Origin of the sequence: Sporofaciens musculi, from assembly GCF_009830285.1 — a bacterium.
In the GTDB taxonomy this organism is placed as follows: Bacteria; Bacillota; Clostridia; order Lachnospirales; family Lachnospiraceae; genus Sporofaciens; species Sporofaciens musculi.
On record NZ_WUQX01000001.1, the window covers coordinates 4,857,326 to 4,873,903 of the forward strand.

Below are 16,578 nucleotides of genomic sequence, written 5' to 3' on the forward strand. Positions count from 1 at the left end.
TTGGATGACAAAGCCATGTTATGCATCCTGCATAAAATGTCCCATCGGTGGAAATTTCCATAAATTTCCATTGCCTGTTACCAGTATGACCCGGAATGCCGCCCCTTAATCACGGAATGCATAAAAAAACAGCAGAATCATCTCCGCCGTTTCTTCCTCTCATATATGCCAGCCTCTATCCCTTCCGGGCCGAAGTGCAGCCTTACCAGTTTTCCGCAGTGCTGGCATTTGATCTCAAGGACCGTCCACTCCGTCTCTGTTCCCTCATCATCCAAAATGCGCCTCCTGCATTTGGGGTTGGGGCATCTGATCACTTCCATCTGCCGCCTCCTCCTTTACTCCACTCCGGCCAGTGACCGGCCTTATTTTCCGCCTCCCCGTACTAATATGTAACAAGGGAACCAGACAAATGACAACTACGCTCTGCTCGGTTCCCTTTTATCGTTTGTATATTGTTAATTTTCTTCGTGTGGTGCTTCCCTCTACCCACTGTACCGTATTGCCAATTTGCATCTCAGGATTTATTTTGAAGTTAATGCTATAGAAACAGGGTAAGTATAGCTGACTTGATGGATTCAAATCTCTTTCCCACAATGAGCGCAGTATTTGCCATTTGACAATCGTATTTTTCCACAATGCGGACACCTATTGCTAAATGCCCTATAGATATTGCATCCGCAACTAATCAAAAGAAAAATAAATGCTATGCAGCCTTCTGCCACAATGTCATAATTGCCATCAAATATTTTTATTCCCATGACACATATAGCAATGCAAAGAGCAATATATGATAAAACTAATCCCCAAGTCACAACCTTTTTCATTTATAGCACCTCTCCATATTTTCTTCCTGTTCCCCAATCTAACAAAACTAGAGAAAACGACACACTGCTCTTACTATGCCCTCGCGTCAAAGCCGCCCCGCACTTCCACAATTCCGGCATTTATCTCCTGCCTTGCCGCCCGGAACGCATCATAGTAGGCAGCCTTCAAAGCACCGTGTACCTGCGTCTCCGCCTTCGACTCCTTCTCATGCCAGCCCACGCCCGCCGTGTAGGTCAGTACCTCATCACCGTTCCCGTCATACACATGGACGGCGGAGCCCGTCCCCTCGGACTGGAACTTAGCTTCATACGGCTCCCCGAACAGGAGGCACAGCCACCGCCTGTCAGCCTCCCGTATCGTTTTCATGTCCGCCATTTCCTGACTGACCTTCCCCATCAGCGCCGCCCTGTCCGGCGCGACTTTGGCGACCTCGCTTTTCCGCAGGGCGAGGAACTTATTCCCCATATAGATGCCCTGCGCCGCATCCTCCCTGGCGTATCCGGCTATCTTCTCCCGGAGGGAATCAGACAGCTTCCATTCCTTTTTGGATGACGCTTTGGGGATGTCCGCATGGCGGCTTTTTGCTATTCCTGTTATATCCATTTCCCAATCACCTTCATTGCTTATCAGGGATAACTCCCTTTACTACACCGAATAACTGGGATTTCGAATAAAGGTAGTAAACAGATGTGCTATGCACTTTTCAATTCTGTCTTTATCACTGCTGCTTTCAAAGCCCGATAACCCATCAACATCCACTCCTATATAATTCGCTATCGCTTCCAGTGGTATCTTGAAGCATTGTGTAAGGCTCTCAAGCAATGCCTTGTAATATTCATCATTGTCCGGTTTTTCACAGCAAATCTGTAGCAAAAATACCATAAGATACTTCTCTTTATCCTTATCTCTTAATCTATAATTTTCATTACTGTATAACTGCCGTAATTCTTCTTCTGGTATTTGTGTTGCTATGCTGATGGAAGCAAAATCAAATCCCCAATCCAAATATTGTTTTAGCAATTCCTGTAATGAATATAATTCCATACTGACTTTCACATCCTCTCACTGATCTGCCGGAAACCGGGGATGCCCGCTCTTTTTTCTTACATAACCTCCCCATCAATAATCAAAATCACATCTGCATATGTTTTGCTCAGATAGGTTTTATATTCTTCAATTTTCTCACTGTCCACCTTACCATTCGTCTTTAACGATAATTCTATTGAATACTGCTCTGTTTCTTCATCATAAGACACTATTGCATCCGCTGATTCAATTCCTTCTTCATCTGTGAACGTACTTTCTGTAAACTGTACCAGATGATTACAAAACTGTTCAGTCGGTTCGCTTTGCGTTGCCACATCATCAAAGTTTACTGACACGGTATTTTCTTCCGTATCCAGCTGTAAAGTTTCTTCCTCTGCGCTGGCTATCATTCCACACCCCGTCAATGAGAGAATACATATCAGTGCCAACAAAAATCCTGTTTTTTTCATCAATATCTCTTTTGCCTCCATTCATTTTTCCCTTTTCCCCGATCTGCCGGAATGCCGAGGATACTGGCTCTGCCTTGTTGGGCTGTGGCTTATCAGGGATATGCAGCCGTAGCTTCATTTCCTTCTATGCCTTTATATCAAGGCCGCCCCGCAGCGTCCCCCTGCCCTGAAGTCGCAATACTTCTTTAGTAAGAGGTACAACACGCCCATTACTGACTGCATAATCCAATAGCTGCTGCATCGCTTTCAGATTCGGCTGGGACAGCAGTGTCCCACTCTTCCCATATGTCCTGTTCCCCAGCTCTGAAAGGACTTCCTCCGTATATGCCATCTGCCCGTCCAGCCATTTCTCAAAGGCTGTCGGCTCCGCTTTCTCCCTGCGCAGGGTCTCCTCCTGCTCTTTACGGTAATTTCCCCAATACTGGCTGTGCCGGTTCCTGCTATCCTCCAGCCATTCCCTCTGGCCCGGCCCGTATCCGTAGTCCGTATCAATGTCATAAAGGCTGCCATTTTTATAGCCGATGGTAAGCCCGCGCTCCCCTTCCTTATCCCAGCCCTCGTTAACAAATACCTGATAATCTTTATACAAGGATTCCATAGGCAGGGCATCCATCTCACCATTTGCCCGCTTTTCATTATACTGCTCTGTTACTGCATCCCACAGGTTCCGCCCATCCGGCGTATAGATCACCCCGTCCCTGTTTTCCAGTTCCCTCATGTCCAGCCCTGTCATGTCATTTACAAAATGCCACATGACTGCCTTCTCCTGGTATGCCGTGTCATATAAATACTGCCTGGGCTGCTCAAACCCGTTATTCGCCGGATTGCACCAGCGCAGATGCTCATACAGGTATCTTCCATTGTTTCCCCTGTTCAGGGCTTCCTCTATCTGCCTTGCCAGCGCCTCGTCCACACCACCTGCATGGATTTTGTACTCATACGGGTCAACCCGCAGGCGCAGTTCTGCCCCTTCCGGTATGTCAATGCCGTTTTCCGCAAAAAGCCGGTTGATGGAATCATTCATGCCGCCCCGCACCTCATCATTCCATTCCTCATCGCTCATGATTCCGCCAAAGTTCTTCTGGATCACCGGGTCATAGCTGTTCACTGCCGCCGGAAGCCCGTGCAGGACACGCCTTTCGGATTCCGCACATATCTCACGCTCCCTCCGTGTCAGCCCCTTCACATAATAAGGGGATTTTGTGTTATAGTATTTATCCCATATATGCTTTGACGGATTATCAAATTTCCTATTTTCTTCATTTACCTTTGCGTAATGCTCATCAATGGCCTTGGTATATTTTTCATATTTGGCAATGATAGATGGCATGGGAAATGTCGTTGCGCTGTCCTGCTGTGGCAGGCTGCCGCTTTGGGATGCCCGCTCCGCATAGGCCGGAACATCCTGCTCCCTTTGGCGTGTTTTCACCACACTGTCAGCCTTTGCAGGTGCTTTTACTTCCCCTACCCTGTGCCGGGATGCAGCCGCCTGATTACTATATAAGGCAGAATATTCCTTTGCCGCACCGCTTCCGATTCCACTAACACTCATTCTTAAATATCCTCCATTCTTTTTCCGTTCTCCCCCCCTGCTCCCCGATTTCCCAATCTGCCAGAACGCTGGGGATACCTGCCCTCTGTGGCTTATCGGGGATATACAGCCGTGGGGCAGGCTGTTTTCAATTATGATTTGCCTTTGCAGAAAGTAAGGATATCATTGATCCACTTCCCGTACCTTAGATACCCGTCCCAATTTCCAAGCGTTTTCATGTCATTCATAAGCTCATGCGCCATTGCCATATAATCCGCTTTTTCGTGGTAGGAAGTGCCGTCCATCTTATCCTTCAGTATCGACATGGTCATGAAATTGCTGTCCGACTTATTCCCGGTATGTGCATTTAACGCAAGCATCTCCGTATAAGAGCAGCTAATCGGATTTACCTTGCTCACATCCACTGTCTGCTCGTATTCATTTCCGTTTATGTCAGTGCCTTTCACAAGATAGACCGGATTGTCCTCTGAAAAATCATCCGCCCGGTATACGTTTGCACTCTCCCCTGTCTTTACATGATGGATAGAAAATAATGCGTCCGGGTCAATATGTACCACATTTCCTGTTGCTTTCACATTCGCCCCGAAGTCACCCTTCATACTGCTTTCTGCTTTTCTTGCTCCCTGCCATGCCGGGTATCCTGCTGCTCCTATTCCATTAACATTCATTTCCTTTAATCCTCCATTGTTTTTAGTATTGCGGCTCATCTGTCATTCAGAGCCATCTCTGCTCTCTCATAATAAGTCCGAGCAGTTCATTGTTTCCTATATCCTAACTCCCCCTGTCAAATTCCATACTGACCTTCACCTCCTCTCGCTGTTCTGCCGGAACGCCGCCCTGTCCGGCGCGACTTTGGCGACCTCGCTTTTGCGCAGGGCGAGGAACTTATTCCCCATATAGACGTTCTGCGCCGCATCCTGTTATCTTCTCCCGGAGGGAATCAGACTATTTGGATGATGCCTTTCCCGTTTTTTGGATTCCCGCATGATGGCTTTCTGCCATTCCCATTATATCCATTTCAATCGCCTCTCTCTGTTTTGCCGGAAAACCGGGGATGCCTGCCCTGCCTTGTCAAGCTGTGACTTATTGATGGTATGCATCCACATTCACTAAATCCCAAAATGTATCATAAATTTATTCCTATTGATTGCATCCTGTATTTTATCCGCCAATTTCCTCAGATGAGCATCCTCATTGATTCGTTTGTCAGATAACACAATATCCTGAAAACCTGGCAATGACTCAGGCGGTATCAATGTAATCCCCCACCTCGCAAGCCCAAATTCCGGGCGGTCAGGACTGTGAAAATATGTCTTTAATAAAACCAGCTTATTCCACCATTCATCTATATAAACATCATCATCAATACAAACACATTGATATTTCTTCGGATCATAGGAATACTCCTGTGTTTCCCTTATATCCTCAATTATCCCAAATTCTGCCTTAATCATTTTTCCGCCTATTCCTTATAACCTACAACAGCAATTACATTTCCATCCTTCAAAATATAGGCAACAGCCTTCCTTTCCCCTATAAGCTCTGCGCTACTACTGAGAATATTCTTATCTGCATTATCTGGTATTTCCAGCAATACCTTATATTCCCCTTCATAAGTGCCATTGAGATGCTTAATGAATATCTGCTCCAATTCCTCTATGCTTATTTCCTTTGCAGGCAGCCAAGAAAACACATCTAAAACTGTCATCCTATCGCTCCTCACCTATATATTTTCTCCCCGATTTCCCAATCTGCCGGAACACCGGGGGATGCCCGCCCTGCCTTGTTGGACTGTGGCCTATTGGCGATATGCAGCCAATGGAAATTATTTCTTATTCATGAAATCCCAATACGCCTGCATACTGTACTGATAGTATGCCGCCGCTTTTTTCTGACTCAACAGTTTCATATCGCTGATCTGCTTTTGGAACATATCCATAAAATCTGTCCTATCACTCAACCCCATCATTCCAGTTTCGGGCGGTAATGATGTAAGCCCTCCATTCTTATCCACCCCCATATATGATTCCAAAGCCGTCATTTCCACTAATGAAGCATTCCGGGGATTTATCTTGTTGATATGTATGGTCTGCTCAAATTCATTTCCATTCTCATCAACACCTTTTGCAATCACAGTCGGATCATCCTCTGTTGATCCTTCCGCATATTTGATGTAGAAGGACAGCCCTGTCCCGTTACCGCCAGAGTACAGCATATCATCCGTTTTCATATAGACAATAGACGTATGTGGCTTTGCACCTGCCACATTATTCACCTGCGCCGCAAAACTCTTTCCTGCCGTATTCTGCTGTGTCCTTCTTGCTCCCTGCCATGCCGGATATCCTGTTGTTCCTATTCCGTTAATATTCATTTTTCAAATCCTCCATTGTCATCAATTATTTTAATGGCAGACCCTCAGTCGTTCAGAGCCGCCTCTGCTCCCTCATGATAAGTCCGAGCAGTTCATCCCATCATGCAGACATACCGCCTAGCCTCACCTGCCAAACTTCATGACAAGCACCCCCTTTCGCTGCCATCCGCTAATAATACGAGCCAGCCTCCAAAAAAGTTTCATTTCTATCACCTACATCCGCTCCTCACCTCCGGGCAGACCGCAGAGGCAAAGCATTATGCGCCTCTGCGGAATAGGGTGTAAAGATCATATCTGTATATCCACAGATGACAGCGAACTACTGGATTTCTTTAAATTCGCTTCCACGGATTCCCTTGTGATGCCATCCAAGGCACCAGGCTTGATGGGCTTTCCCGCTTTCCATGCAGGGTCTGCTGCCTTTGCTGCCGCAATAAATGCCTGTGTATATGCCCTTTCATACTGTGACAATGTATGCCCTGCCGCCAGACGGTCATTTTTACTTGTCTTCCGATACAGATCCGTGTAAACATCTGACCTTTTCGTTGTATCCCCATCCCCCATGCCGTTGCCCTGCAGGAATTCCTTTTTCGTAAGTTCAAACATCTCATCCCTGCTGCTTTCGGGAATAGAAATAATCCGTTTCCTGCTCGCAACATTTTCCTCCGTCACAAGCAGTCCGGCAAGCCCCGTAGTCGGGTCAATGTAGTCGCCATCCTTATCATACTGCTTCATCAGGTTTTTAATTGCCTGCACATTGGTAAACATCCCACTGCTTCCGGCGTGTTTTGTCATTTCCTTAACAGCCGCCTTATACTGTGCGCTGTTCGTATCGATTCCCGCCGCTTTTAACTGCGACCGCAGAGAGCCGTTTGACAAATCCGATACTTTGAGCGGATTTACCACCCCGGCATTACTTTTCGTTCCAAACATACTTTGAAATAAAAAACTGTAATCTGTAATCTTTGACATACCATCATCCTCCTTCTAACCCTGTCAAATCTCATACCGCCCCTTACCTCCGGGCAGACCGCAGAGGCAAAGTCTTCTGCGCCCCTGCGGAATAGGGTGTAAACAATATTTCCTTATGCCTTTATGTCAAAACTGCCCCCTGTGGGTGACGATGTGCCGGATACCGCCGCAACAATATTCTGTGTAATGCTTTTCACATCCGTGCCAGTGGCAGACACCGTGAACGTACCTTCCATCCTCTCTTTTCTTTCTGCCCGCCGTTCCGCTGCCTTTTCTTCCTCCTCCTTTTTCTCCTTGCGCCTCTCGGCGGCCTTTTCTTCGGCTGCTTTCTTCTCTTTCGCCCACCGTTCCGCATTCTCTTTGGCTATTTTTCCATCCGGGTCACTTGTGCCAGAGATTGCTACTGAAATATTCCCATTTGCATCAACACTGTAGCTGAGATTGGTCAGCGTTCCACGGCAACTCGATACTGCGCTTTTCGCACAATCCGGTAATGCCGCCAGATTTTCCTCCAGATACTTTGCTTTTTCCGGGTCGTTCATACATTTCTTCAGGAAAGCGCCCGATACGGATACCGTTGTCGGAACGCCCTGCATGGAAGTTGTACCCGAATTCATATAGCTGTACTTGCCCTGCAGATATTTGGAATAATCATTGACATTGCTGTAACCCGTCTTAATCTGCTCCGTTTTTGTTCCCCCGGTCGAGGTTTTCAGTTCCACCGTGCTTGTCGTCACATTACCTTCCTTTGCAGTATTTGTGTAGCCTTTCCCATAATCGCTGTAATTGTTTGTGATCTCCATTGACATAATTTTCATCCTCCTTCAAAAAATCTTACCTGCGGCCCCTCTGTCATTCGGAGCCGCCCATGCCCCCTTGTGGTAAGTTCGGGCATGATGCCCTTCATTAACCAAGCAGCGTATCTCCGCCTGCCGCATTACACACTAACTGTACGGATTGTCTCCCCGTCAACAGCATATCTTGCGCTGAATCCTCCCAGCAGACCGTTTCCATTCATCCTTTCATAATTCTTGATTGCAAGTATGTCTGCCCTGTAATCAAGGTATGTCTGGTTCTGCCCCGGATCATTGAGCAGTTTATCAAGTGGCGCATCCAGCCCTTTTATCCTGCCGTTCTCCACTGTGATGTCTGACAGTGCCACTTTGCCGCCCGTTGCTTTCTGCAAAAATGCCTCAACCCCCATTGCCGCCTTCAATATGTACTGCTCCTGTTTATTCATCCCCTGCATACCCGCATTTATGGAAATATAAGTATCCATCAGTTCCCCGGAAAAACCGTTCAGGATGTCCTCCACTTTTTCCTTCACAGCCGCATCTTCAATCCCCTTTACTTCCGCCTTTCCGTCTATGCCAATGCTGACTTCAAAAGAAGGTATGGGGGAAATGCCGGACTGCCCCATCTGCCGGAAGATTTCTTCACCGATATCTGCCTGCAGTTTTGCGGACGCTGTGGCGCTGTCAATTTCCTGTGCAGATGCAAAGATATTGGCCAGCCCTTTCTCCTGCTCCGTCAGTTCCTCACCCGCTGCCATTTTGGAAAGAAGTTCAGCCTTACGGCTTTCATCAAAAACTTCCCCTTCCGGCAGATATTCCGCCGCCTGTGTTTTATGCAGCTCATCCATCTGCTGTGTATAATACGCCCCGTACTTTTCCCTGATCTGCTGGAGCGCCTGTTTTTCTTCTGCTGCGTCCTGCCCGTCATGCAGTTTCCGGCGCAGCGCACCGGCGTATTCCTGCATTTCCTTTGCCTGCTGCCTGAGTACATTGTCCCCTGCCGCCTTCTGCGTCTGGAAGGAAAGGTGGTAATATTCCTCCGCATTTACCGGGGAGCCGTCCTTTGCCAGCACCTTTACCGTATACTCCCGGTTCTCCAGGTTCCAGTTCGGCACAGTCACGCTCTTGCCGCCATTTCCATTATCCCTGCCAATCCCTACCTGGTTCCCGTCACCGTCATACAAAACAAGGTCATAATCACAGCCTTCCGGGATGTGGTCGAGTGTCACTGTTATGTCAAGGTTATGCTTGTCGGACACAGTGCCTAAAATCCTGTATTCCGCTATATTGAACTGGTAATAGTCAGCATCGCCCACATCCGACAGACGTCCCTGCAAATATCCATCCGGCTTATTGATAAGCGTGGTCAGGTCAAGCGCCCTCCCGAAACAGTCCACACCCTCAGCCTTATTGCTTTTCCAGTAATAATCATTAGAAACCTTTTCATTCTCCCGGATTACCTTGTTGAAATTCTGGCTCACGGCAAAATCTTTCGGATTCCAATGTATCACTTTGTTTGATAACGATACGCCATTCATTTTACTTTACCTCACCGCCTGCCGCTGTCTCCGTCATGACATTTGCATCATAAGCATTGGATGCCGCCGCCATCCGCTGCTTACTGCTCCACGCCTTTGCCAGCCTGCTTCTCTCCTGCTCCGCCTTTGCAATCTTTTCGTCCAAAAGTTCCTGCTGCTGTCTCTTAGCCTGCACCCGCTTTTCCTCCAACAGCCTCATATACTCCCGCCTTTTTTCTGCTTTTTTTACATAAAAAGCATCCTTATCTTTGGAATGAGCTGCAAATGCCGAGCCTGCCTCTTTTGCATGGTCTGCCATATAGGAATAACCTTTATACCCATTTTCATCAATGTTTATCAACGTCCCACCGCACATCTTATTGGAACCGACGGCATCCTCCCGGATGATCTTCATCATTTTGTTTTTAAATTCGCCGTCTTCCATCATTTTCCTAAAAGCCCCATCCGTTATCTGTATGGAAGTATTTGCTCCCCACGGCATGGAATTTATCTCATTCCAGATTTCTTTTTTGAAATTCTCCAGTTTTTCTGCATCCGAGGCTTCCTGTGTCTGCGCTGCCCGTTCTGTAAAACTTGCTCCACTTGCCGCATTTTTCTGCGTCCTGCCTGTGTACTGATATGCACCTATTACGGCATTGCTTACTCCTAACATACTCATAATACATTCTCTCCTTTCTTTTTCCGTCACACAATTTTATCCTGATTTTCCTGCTGCAGCATTACCGTCACATGGAACACATCCCCTTTCACTTTTATGTTTACACCACCGAAATACCTCTCTGCAATATCCCGCACATTTTCAAGCCCTATCCCATGCTCCGTAATGATTCCCGGCAGGATACTCTGTTTCGTTGTAGGCGGGAGCGGACTGCCTTTGCTTATAGGGACAGCGCCGTCAAAGCTATTTTCTACATACAGTATCAAAAACTGCTTTTTCCGCTTTAATGAAAGGCGTACAAATCCTTTACCTGTTTCCAGTTTTTCGCAGGCTTCTATGGCATTATCCAAAAGGTTGTTCAATATGATCCCCATATCAAACACAGGAATTTCCCCGCCATACCGGAAATCTGCATCAAACCGGATTCCCGCCTTTTCCGCCCTGCGGCATTTGTCATTGATGATGACATCTGTGACCGCATTTCCCGTCACATACCTATACTCCAGTTCCTGCATGGTCTCATCCATCCGCCGTACATAGTCCTCTATTTCTCCATACTCCCCGGCTCCTGCCAGTCCTTTGATATTTGCCATATGGTTCTTCATCTCGTGCCGCACCTTTCGGATGCTTCCATAGAAATTCTCCGCTTCCTCCAGACGCTTCTTCATTGCCTTGACCTGCTGTTCCTCTATAAAATGTTTCTGCCTCTCTGCAAGCAGGATGCGGTATCTCTGCCAGAAATAGATCAGGGCAGCCTCTCCCGCAAATATGAGAACTGCGACCAGCGGCATTTTCCATAACAGATTCGGTTTCTCATCAAATAAAATGAAAAGCTCATCATCTATCTTTACAGTAAGCAGCCCTACAATGATTTTTGTAATCATGCTCCCGACAAAATTCAGGATGGAAAGCAGGATAACATCCTGCCACGCCATTATAGTTACATCCTTCATAAGTCTGTACAAAATAAGCGTCATTGTCGCCAATAATACGGAATAAGAAAATGTCAGGCAGAACACCCCAACTGCCATGCATTGATTCACTTCCTGCAGGTAACTATCCTGCAGAAAATCAATACTTTTCATCATAACGCTCATCACTTTTTCATAAATACTGCTCGCCATCAAATAGCCAAGGCAATGGAGGTTATAAAAAGCGAGCATCACAAATACTGCTTTTCCAATCTGCTTTTTATAACGTATTCCGCCATATCCCATAATGGCAAGAGCGGAAACACCATATCTTACCCAAGCGGTACACGGAAGGAATCCTATCCCTATATTGGCAAGGATAAACAGCACTGCCGCAACGCCATCCCTTTTTGATTTTTTCTCCCTGAAAGCCGCCGTCCACAAAACAAGGAACATGATGGCTTGTACGGCAATCTTCCATATATCCAAGATGCTATTCACTATTTCAAACGCTGGCTGGCTCATAGGCTTTCCTCCGAAATGTAATCCATGTACGCCTGCACAAAGCCGTCATATTTATACCTTGAAAGCAGCAGCTTATCCCCGTTCGCCATCCTTACCTCCGTCTTATCGTAACCCTCCACATGGAAAAGGTTGATAAGGTATCCCCGGTGGATGCGGTAGAACTGCCCCGCCAGCTCCTCCTCCAAATCCCCGATCTTCGCATAGTATTCGATATTCCCGTCTTTCAGGTACAGGATGATATTGTGGTTCCGGCTTTCCATGTAATAAATGTCATTCAGCGGTATCGCCTTTCCCTCGCCGCCATACTGGATCACAAGTTTTTTCTTCCGCTGCTCCGCCTCCGATACGATCTGCCCCGCCGCCCGTCCGAACACCTCTGCGAATTTCTGTTCGTCCACGGGCTTTACCAGATACTGGAACGCCCCTACGTCAAATGCGTCATACACATATTTTTCATACCCTGTTACAAAAATGATGATGGGCTGTTTCTGCGCCTCCATGCCCCGGATATGCCTTGCCAGTCCCATGCCGTCCAGACCTGCGCCGGAGCCGCCCATCTCTATGTCCAGAAATAAAAGGTCATGCTCCTTACCGTCCGAAAGGTACGCATCGGCAGAGGCATATTCTGTGATGCTGCATTCCCCGCCCTGCTTTTTGATGAGCGAAACGAGGTAAGACCTTATATTTTTTTCATCATCACACACCGCAATTTTTATCGTTTCTGCCACCTCCAGTCCTCAACTAACTTATCGGAAAAATAAGGGCGATTTCTAACGCCTACTTCGTGAATGGTTAATCTGGCTACGTGAATCGCAGATTTTTTATTTTTAAACGCCCAAATCAGCCCTAAAGTTTTTCGCCATTCGTCCGATATAGGGGAAACGCAAACCGCCGTGTAAGCATATTACCTCTGATTTCCCCGCTTTCCAACTTATTATTTTCTGAACCGCTATAAAAATATCTGTGAAATTTGAAATGTAAAGAAATGAATTGTGAAATCCTAAGACATGAGAAAAAGGACTGCTGAAACAGGCCTTTTCCTCCCGCTACCATTTTTCAATTTTTCTATATACTATCACGCAAAACCCCATATTATCACGGAAACTCATATACAAACACGAAAACTCCATGCAGTTTCCGTGTTTGTATCATATCCCCCGTTTATCGACAGCATTTTCTGCCAACCTAATACCCTTTTCCGCAAAAACCGCCAATATCCTACTCCTTTTTACCTTTCCGTTTTATACTATCACGGAAACCCCCGACTTTTGCGTGAAAGTATACTTTTGCCTGATAGTACGATTTTTGCCCTTATCGCCATCCTATCAGCGGCATCCAGACACAAAAAAAGTTGGGGCCCACCACCCACCGTGATGAACCCCACCAAGCCTTAAAAGCCTTGATTTTAAGCCATTCTTCCATACTTTCGCCTACAAGTACCCAAATTCCTATGGCATCAATTGGAAATAGCCGCCTGGGCGGCTGTTAGATATTTTTTATCGCTTCCTGCACAAGACTCTGCCCCATTTAAACCTTTTAACGATTGCCTGCTATCGTTAAAAGGAGGTGCAAAATCGGAGGGCGAAACAGCTTCCGAAACGGAAAAAAGGCTCAAAAACCGAAAAAACAAAATGGCGGAATCCGTGAAAAGGCTTATTTTCAGGCATTTCAGCAATTTTGCATTGTATCAATTTCGGTGTTGCGATGTTCCTTTGTCTCTATGGATATTTTCCTGATTTTATGCTAATTACAATCGAAAATTATCATGGCAAATGGCAATCTTAAAGTTTTTATATTTCACATTCAATATAACTGTAATTTATCTCTTACCTACCATTTTTTACAAAAATTCGCATCTTTTATTATAAATTTTCTAATAATAAGTTTTCTATCAATTCAACATCATTATTAGAATTCTGCCTTCACTACTTATACTGTCGTTTCTCTTATCATAATTAAAAGGTCTCCTATGATTTTTTATCATAGAAGACCTGATAAAATTTTATTGAACGAAAACTTTTCACAGCCTCTTTGTTTCTTAATCAAATGCAATTTGCCCGATGTAACTAATACTCTTTTTAACTTCGAACACATTCAATCTCTTAAATAATTACAAACATCTTATTTACCAATTCTGTCATTGCTGATGACATTTCAGCCGCTAATACATCTGCAAAATTCGGTGAACCATACTGCTTCTTGAAATTTTCCTGCATAAGCCTAATTGTTTCATCATATGTAATAAATGGCTTGTTGTAGATAGCATCTGTCATTTTTTTAATTGCATCATTACCGTAAGATAAATTAAATGCGACCCTATCTATAACCATATAAAATTTATCTGATGAACCAAAGTAGTGTCTAAAAATCAAATGCAATTTCTGTATCTTCTTTACTTTTAATGGCAAATCATCAAAAATAGCCGGATTAATATCTGCAAAAGCGAATTGTGTTATTTGTTCATTTTCATCTAATTCAGCAATTACTTTGTCAAGTTCTACATCATCCATATTATCAGCCAAAGTCTTAATCACTTCTGACTGATACAAAGTAAGGAAATCTGGAATCTTATTTTCAAGAACTTTTTTTAACATTCCTTTCATATTGATACTAAAATTTCCGTACACATAAGCATTTGTAGTATAACCTAACCCTATTTGAAGATTTTCATAATAACGAACCACACTTCTTCCATGAATTCTTCTTGTATCAGTAATTTGATACCCATTCACGACAGCCTTATCTTTTGTCAACACTTCCTGAATCTGATTGAATTCCTTCGAAAGTACAATTGGGTCAATCTTAATTTCAACTGCTGGCAGTCCCGTATCTTTAACTGTAACATAAAGTGGCGATGTAACTCCTTTCGGAAGTATTCTCATCTGTGTTTCCTTTAATATCTCATTGATTTTTCTATACAATCCGTTCCTTGTAAACTTTTCAATTAATGGAGAAGTGACTTCTTTTAATGCACACTGTATCGGATCAATCTTTTCTTCCAAATACCTAATGGATAACCATGTAGCACTACTTTCCATGAGATGTGACAAATAACCTTCTATTGAATTTTCCATTATATCTATAGCGGCTTCAATATGTTCCGTATAATCTGCCTGCGTAAGTTCCACTGTCTTTCTATCGGCTTTATTGATTATATTGCTCAAAACTCTATCAGCCTTTGTAAATATCACATGAACAGGAACATCTAGTCTTTGTGCTTTTCCAATTTTTGAATTAATTGCCTCACAGCAGTTTTCAATGACATCGTCCCTTTCTTCTAAATTCATCAAAAGAAGAATACTATCCGGGCTGCAATTAAGTGCAATATCCAACGCATCCTTTACAGAATTATTATCCATATTTATTTGATTTAATCCCATCGTATCCCTTAAACAAAAGCGGAGCGGAATCTTATCATAAAACATATCAATTAATTCGTCTCGTGGTCTGCAAGCCATCGTCATTTCTTCTACAATCAAACTGTATGGTTCATATGGATCAAATAATGACTGTAGAATCATGCCTCCGTAAGGTAAAATATCGTCTTCTACTACACTAAATTCGTTAATGGACTCTACTCCACTATTTGCACCCAAACAAATGTTAAGACGTTGCGTAATCTTTTCCCCAATTGAATTCAACCAATTTTGATATTCCTCTCTTATTGGCTCTGGGAGTTCATTCCACATATCTTCCATAATAATACATCTGATTTCATCTATTGAAACCTTTCTCTTGTCTGGCTCTTTCTTCTTTTTCTTTACTCTGTTGTAGAAAGACTCCTCTGCATCTTCAATAATGGTAAACGCTTTATTAACAATATTTTTAAAATCCTCTATAGATATTTCATTTACTATTTTACCAAGATGGTACTCTGCATCCGCTGGTTCTAGTATACCAAGCATAACCTCGCTGTCAATTGACGATATTGTTTCCTCTGCTTCATAGCCACACAAAGCAAATTGCTTTGCTAATATTTCTACTACCTTGATATGTATTTGTTTTGGCGAGAAAACCTTTGTCCTAATCTGAATTGAAAAGAACTCTCCCTTTTCAATTCTCTCATCAAATAAAAAATTGCAAGGAATAATTGTCGTTTGACATTTATCTCCAACCCCCACAAGGATAAATTTAATGATTTGATGATTTACCAAAGCGTAAATCAAAGTGCTCTTTCCAGAAGATGTTGGTCCTATAACAACTATCGACTGTGCTGTTTTAATTCGCTTATGTGCTTCTCTTGGCATAAGTCTTGCAATTTCCTGTTTTTTCATCTAAAAAACCTCCTTGATATAGTCAGATATGACTATACAAGGAGGTTAATAAAATAAAAGCCATGCAAAAGTATGCATGGACAAAATTCTATAATCTCTCGCCGCATACTTGAAAAAGGTATGATGACCATCTTCATGTACTCGTAATGACTTCGACTCAGCGTTTTCGTAGTTCGCATCTTGTTTCGTCATATCTGTTAAAATTATTATATAACAATAGGAGAGGTCTTGTCAATCCCATATCGTTATATTTTTACATATTTAAAAACATCAACACCCAACAATCCATGTATTTTTAGGTAGGTGCTGGAACAACTAAAAAATAATAAAATTTCTCATTTGTAATACCCTACTTTTACCTTACTCCTGCCGTGACATACAAGCAAAATTCCTATCGTTAAAATTTGCACCCAAACTCAACTTGGGTGCATTGTATCAAATTGTGGTACGCAAGCCAATAAGAGAATTCGCCAAGAAACATCTGCACTTATTTTCTTGTACCTTATAACGATAACAACCATAATTTAACGATTCCCTACTACTTTTTAACGATTATCCACATTCCCAGTTTTTCATTTCCTCATTCGTAGTTTTATCGTAGTCCAAGTATTATTTGCCTGCCACGGTATTCCAAAGTTTGCCCCGAAGTGCCGAATTATGCG

17 protein-coding genes are annotated in these 16,578 nt (G+C 44.0%); all 17 read right to left on the minus strand.

The genetic code is table 11. From position 1 onward, the window contains the following. Positions 1-137: 137 nt before the first annotated feature. The gene (locus GN277_RS24655; protein WP_016230214.1) at positions 138-320 is read right to left on the minus strand and encodes a hypothetical protein; all 183 of its coding nucleotides are present in this window, start codon (positions 318-320) and stop codon (positions 138-140) included. Positions 321-897: 577 nt separating this feature from the next. After that, positions 898-1,428, minus strand: coding sequence for a hypothetical protein (locus tag GN277_RS24660; RefSeq protein ID WP_159754968.1), 531 nt, complete (start codon positions 1,426-1,428; stop codon positions 898-900). A 42-nt stretch (positions 1,429-1,470) separates the two neighbouring features. After that, positions 1,471-1,869 (minus strand): HTH domain-containing protein, encoded by a 399-nt coding sequence (locus GN277_RS24665; RefSeq protein ID WP_159754971.1) that lies wholly within the window; start codon positions 1,867-1,869, stop codon positions 1,471-1,473. Between the two features lie 59 nt (positions 1,870-1,928). Further along, positions 1,929-2,186 carry a hypothetical protein gene (locus GN277_RS24670; RefSeq protein ID WP_159754974.1) on the minus strand — a complete coding sequence of 86 codons (258 nt, stop codon included), beginning with the start codon at positions 2,184-2,186 and terminating at the stop codon, positions 1,929-1,931. A 4-nt stretch (positions 2,187-2,190) separates the two neighbouring features. Next, positions 2,191-2,439 carry a hypothetical protein gene (locus GN277_RS24675; RefSeq protein ID WP_159754977.1) on the minus strand — a complete coding sequence of 83 codons (249 nt, stop codon included), beginning with the start codon at positions 2,437-2,439 and terminating at the stop codon, positions 2,191-2,193. 6 nt (positions 2,440-2,445) lie between these two features. Further along, positions 2,446-3,873, minus strand: a complete 1,428-nt coding sequence (locus GN277_RS24680) for a DUF4885 family protein (RefSeq protein ID WP_159754980.1) — start codon at positions 3,871-3,873, stop codon at positions 2,446-2,448. Between the two features lie 131 nt (positions 3,874-4,004). Continuing rightward, positions 4,005-4,541 carry a hypothetical protein gene (locus GN277_RS24685; RefSeq protein ID WP_159754983.1) on the minus strand — a complete coding sequence of 179 codons (537 nt, stop codon included), beginning with the start codon at positions 4,539-4,541 and terminating at the stop codon, positions 4,005-4,007. A gap of 441 nt (positions 4,542-4,982) precedes the next feature. Further along, a complete protein-coding gene (locus GN277_RS24695; protein ID WP_159754986.1) occupies positions 4,983-5,327 on the minus strand; it encodes a hypothetical protein in 345 nt (114 codons plus the stop codon). Positions 5,328-5,335: 8 nt separating this feature from the next. Beyond that, positions 5,336-5,581: a hypothetical protein gene (locus GN277_RS24700; RefSeq protein ID WP_159754989.1), complete on the minus strand. Its 246-nt coding sequence runs from the start codon at positions 5,579-5,581 to the stop codon at positions 5,336-5,338. Positions 5,582-5,698: 117 nt separating this feature from the next. Further along, positions 5,699-6,244, minus strand: coding sequence for a hypothetical protein (locus GN277_RS24705; protein WP_159754992.1), 546 nt, complete (start codon positions 6,242-6,244; stop codon positions 5,699-5,701). Between the two features lie 288 nt (positions 6,245-6,532). After that, on the minus strand, positions 6,533-7,216 hold the full coding sequence (locus GN277_RS24710) for a DUF3879 family protein (RefSeq protein ID WP_159754995.1): 684 nt from the start codon (positions 7,214-7,216) through the stop codon (positions 6,533-6,535). Between the two features lie 113 nt (positions 7,217-7,329). Further along, positions 7,330-8,025, minus strand: coding sequence for a DUF6033 family protein (locus tag GN277_RS24715; protein ID WP_159754998.1), 696 nt, complete (start codon positions 8,023-8,025; stop codon positions 7,330-7,332). A 128-nt stretch (positions 8,026-8,153) separates the two neighbouring features. After that, entirely contained in the window at positions 8,154-9,548 is a 1,395-nt protein-coding gene (locus GN277_RS24720) for a prepilin peptidase dependent protein A (protein ID WP_159755001.1), read from the minus strand. Position 9,549: 1 nt separating this feature from the next. Next, a complete protein-coding gene (locus GN277_RS24725) occupies positions 9,550-10,206 on the minus strand; it encodes a hypothetical protein (RefSeq protein WP_159755004.1) in 657 nt (218 codons plus the stop codon). A gap of 26 nt (positions 10,207-10,232) precedes the next feature. Next, complete coding sequence (locus GN277_RS24730) at positions 10,233-11,642, minus strand: sensor histidine kinase (protein ID WP_159755007.1); 1,410 nt, start codon at positions 11,640-11,642, stop codon at positions 10,233-10,235. Further along, entirely contained in the window at positions 11,639-12,370 is a 732-nt protein-coding gene (locus GN277_RS24735; protein WP_159755010.1) for a LytR/AlgR family response regulator transcription factor, read from the minus strand. The genes GN277_RS24730 and GN277_RS24735 overlap by 4 nt, the downstream gene beginning before the upstream one ends. Before the next feature lie 1,374 nt (positions 12,371-13,744). Then, positions 13,745-15,916, minus strand: coding sequence for a hypothetical protein (locus GN277_RS24740; protein WP_159755013.1), 2,172 nt, complete (start codon positions 15,914-15,916; stop codon positions 13,745-13,747). Positions 15,917-16,578 lie beyond the last annotated feature (662 nt).

What these genes read in the sequence shown, in the direction of transcription:
- GN277_RS24655 (WP_016230214.1), bottom strand. Translation starts at nt 320, where the DNA reads ATGGAAGTGATCAGATGCCCCAACCCCAAATGCAGGAGGCGCATTTTG.
- GN277_RS24740 (WP_159755013.1), bottom strand. Translation starts at nt 15,916, where the DNA reads ATGAAAAAACAGGAAATTGCAAGACTTATGCCAAGAGAAGCACATAAG.
- GN277_RS24685 (WP_159754983.1), bottom strand. Translation starts at nt 4,541, where the DNA reads ATGAATGTTAATGGAATAGGAGCAGCAGGATACCCGGCATGGCAGGGA.
- GN277_RS24730 (WP_159755007.1), bottom strand. Translation starts at nt 11,642, where the DNA reads ATGAGCCAGCCAGCGTTTGAAATAGTGAATAGCATCTTGGATATATGG.
- GN277_RS24695 (WP_159754986.1), bottom strand. Translation starts at nt 5,327, where the DNA reads ATGATTAAGGCAGAATTTGGGATAATTGAGGATATAAGGGAAACACAG.
- GN277_RS24680 (WP_159754980.1), bottom strand. Translation starts at nt 3,873, where the DNA reads ATGAGTGTTAGTGGAATCGGAAGCGGTGCGGCAAAGGAATATTCTGCC.
- GN277_RS24715 (WP_159754998.1), bottom strand. Translation starts at nt 8,025, where the DNA reads ATGTCAATGGAGATCACAAACAATTACAGCGATTATGGGAAAGGCTAC.
- GN277_RS24710 (WP_159754995.1), bottom strand. Translation starts at nt 7,216, where the DNA reads ATGTCAAAGATTACAGATTACAGTTTTTTATTTCAAAGTATGTTTGGA.
- GN277_RS24675 (WP_159754977.1), bottom strand. Translation starts at nt 2,439, where the DNA reads ATGAAGCTACGGCTGCATATCCCTGATAAGCCACAGCCCAACAAGGCA.
- GN277_RS24700 (WP_159754989.1), bottom strand. Translation starts at nt 5,581, where the DNA reads ATGACAGTTTTAGATGTGTTTTCTTGGCTGCCTGCAAAGGAAATAAGC.
- GN277_RS24705 (WP_159754992.1), bottom strand. Translation starts at nt 6,244, where the DNA reads ATGAATATTAACGGAATAGGAACAACAGGATATCCGGCATGGCAGGGA.
- GN277_RS24660 (WP_159754968.1), bottom strand. Translation starts at nt 1,428, where the DNA reads ATGGATATAACAGGAATAGCAAAAAGCCGCCATGCGGACATCCCCAAA.
- GN277_RS24720 (WP_159755001.1), bottom strand. Translation starts at nt 9,548, where the DNA reads ATGAATGGCGTATCGTTATCAAACAAAGTGATACATTGGAATCCGAAA.
- GN277_RS24665 (WP_159754971.1), bottom strand. Translation starts at nt 1,869, where the DNA reads ATGGAATTATATTCATTACAGGAATTGCTAAAACAATATTTGGATTGG.
- GN277_RS24725 (WP_159755004.1), bottom strand. Translation starts at nt 10,206, where the DNA reads ATGAGTATGTTAGGAGTAAGCAATGCCGTAATAGGTGCATATCAGTAC.